This is a genomic window from Acidithiobacillus sp. TH-A36, assembly GCF_057473445.1.
In genome coordinates this window covers 1-2,553 of the sequence record NZ_JBYCKP010000160.1, presented here as the reverse complement: position 1 = coordinate 2,553, position 2,553 = coordinate 1, and the positions used below count along the sequence as shown (strand labels likewise).

The following is a 2,553-nucleotide window of genomic DNA, read 5'->3' as shown; positions in this document are numbered from 1 at the left end:
GCATAAGCCCGAACCAGCGCCTGCTCGCCAATGAGCTGGTAGTAATTCTGGGTGACGCTGAGAGCGACTTTCGTCAGCGCGCTATTGTTATCAAAGCCGGAAATGTATAACTGAGCCAGCGCCCCGTCTTTCTGCGCGGCACGTAGGCCAAAATCCAGCAGTACATAACTCAGACTAAGAGACGCAGAATTGCTATTGATGATGGGAATGCTAAAACCCGCTGTGGTATTGCTCTGGGAACGTGCCGCAGAGTCACTCAGGGAAATACTCGGCAACCAGGCAGATTCGGCGACCCCCAAGCCTGCTGCAGAGGCCTGTAAATTCTCATAGGCCACCCGGGTTTGCGGGTTGTGGGCCAGGGCATAATTGGTCAATGCGGCAAGACTTTGGGGTTTTACGAAAGTGCGCGTGCCCGGCAGAGCCGTCTTGGGCAGCTGTAGTTGCGGATCTTGCCAGCTTTGTCCCAGCGGTTGCTTTACCCATCCCCGGGTATCAAAAGGATCGTGAATCAGCATGTCCAGAGGCGCTGCCGAGGCTGTCTGGGTGCTCAAGAGCATCCCAACGGCCATACAGCACAGAATGTCCTCGCACCAGCTCCGTAAGCGATCCCTCAAAAATGGTTTGTTCAGGAAGCTACAGATAAGACGCATGCTGCGGATACCTTGTTCTTGCGGGACGAGGAATGATATTGAACATTGTAGCTTATAACGTTTATTTATGGCACTGTTCGGCCTCTATTAATAAATTCCACTGCACCAGCCTTCAGAATTTATTATTATTATTCCACCCTGAAAACCTCGCCAGAAAAAGGCTGCGGATGCAAGAAAAAGATGTGGTGTCAAAGGAGTTACTCAAGCGCATTACCTTGGATATAGCGCGCATACTTCTGCATATGAAAGTAGAGCAGGCCGAGATTGTAGAAAGTAGTCACCCTCGTGTGGAAGAGCGGAGGGCAGATTTGGTCGCCCGCATGCGGGGCCAGGACGGGCATTTCTTGCTGCATATAGAAGTGCAAAATAATAACGATTTGCAGATGCCCTGCCGTATGCTGCGTTACCGCAGCGATCTGTGTCTTCAGCAGCCAGAGGAAGAGATTCGCCAGGTACTGTTGTATATTGGCAAGGAGTCGCTGCGTATGGCTTCGGGAATTACGCAGTCTGGCTTGGAGTATCAATACCAGACTGTGGACATGCACCGCATTGACTGCACCCGGCTGCTTGACGAAGATAGTCCGGATGCTTTGGTGTTGGCGGTGCTTTGTGATTTTAAGGGGCGTTCGCCGCGTGCGGTTATTCGGCATATTCTCGGTCGCTTGCAGGTGTTGACTGAAGGTGCTCCTGGTCGATTTCGGGACTATATGAAAATGCTCGAAATATTGTCGACTAACCGGGATTTGTTTGATGTAGTGAAGGAGGAACAAAGTATGTTAAGCGAAGTGTTGATCACCGAATTACCTTCTTACGGTCTTGGCATGGAGCGAGGGATGGAACAGGGATTAGAGCAAGGATTAGAACAAGGATTAGAACAAGGTAGGCAACAAGGTAGGCAACAAGGGGAACAGCAGATGTTGCGGAAATTGTTGCAGAAGCGCTTTGGTCCGTTGCGCCCTGAATTTGAAGCACGCATCAGCTCGGCCAGTGTGGAAGAGCTGGAGCGCCTGGGTGAACAGGTGTTGGAAGGGCTAACATTGGATCAGATATTTTCCAACTAACCGTTTCACATGGCTAAAGTCAATTTTCAGGCAAGTACCGGTATTACATTGGCCGGGTCGCTGAAACTCTCATCCCCGTTTTCAATATGCCCCGCCAGACGCCACTGGTGCTGAGGAGTAGAAATCATCAGATCATACCAGTGGTGACTGGGTTGCAGGTTCCAGTGCAGCTCCCGGGTTTGTCCTGCTGCCAACTGGATTTTTCGAGTGCCCTGTCCGTATGCCGGGTCCGTTACTTCAATGGGCAAGGTATCGGCACCGGCGTTATACAAGAGTACCTGGATATCCCCAGGCCTGGTTCCCTGCGTATCAATGTGCAAAGTGGAAGGACCCGTACCCGTGATTTTGCGGATATAGCTGTCCGGACCATAAACCGTGAGCGCGAGCTTCTGATTCTTGGGCAGCATCATCTCGTCTTCCAGTTTGGCTCCTGCTCCCAGGGTGTAATGGTGGGGAAGTTGATGGCTGTGATCCCAGTAGGCGGTGCAGACGACGCCCAACTCAGAAGGGTTATGCAGGTGTAGACGGACGCCCTGATGCGTTGCTTCCAGCCGCACAGCGGTGGCGTATGCGAGGGGCCGCCGTTTGCGCAGGCCACTTTCTTGAGGATCTATGGCAATGGCCTGTTCTGTGGGCACTTGCGGAGCGGGCAATGTGGATTCGTGATGTACCGTCGCTACATAATTAGCGGTACTGGGCAGCGATACCTTGCGCTCATCAGGGCGTGAAAAGTCAAAGGCCGAAGTCAGATCACCGCAAATGGCGCGTCGCCAGGGAGTGATGTTGGGTTCGCTGACGCCGAAGCGTTTTTCGATGAAGCGGATGACGGAAGTATGGTCGAA

At 52.4% G+C, this 2,553-nt stretch carries 3 protein-coding genes; 1 reads left to right on the top strand and 2 read right to left on the bottom strand.

Annotated elements, in window-relative coordinates; genetic code table 11:
• On the bottom strand, nucleotides 1-569 hold a 569-nt coding region (locus tag AC2VLY_RS04350), incomplete at its 3' end, for a TolC family protein (protein ID WP_486921819.1).
• A 119-nt stretch (nucleotides 570-688) separates the two neighbouring features.
• Here AC2VLY_RS04350 and AC2VLY_RS04345 point away from each other — a divergent pair.
• Nucleotides 689-1,711 (top strand): Rpn family recombination-promoting nuclease/putative transposase, encoded by a 1,023-nt coding sequence (locus AC2VLY_RS04345; RefSeq protein ID WP_486892813.1) that lies wholly within the window; start codon nucleotides 689-691, stop codon nucleotides 1,709-1,711.
• 26 nt (nucleotides 1,712-1,737) lie between these two features.
• Here AC2VLY_RS04345 and AC2VLY_RS04340 read toward each other — a convergent pair.
• The coding region (locus AC2VLY_RS04340; RefSeq protein WP_486892814.1) for a phospholipase domain-containing protein at nucleotides 1,738-2,553 on the bottom strand (816 nt) is incomplete at its 5' end.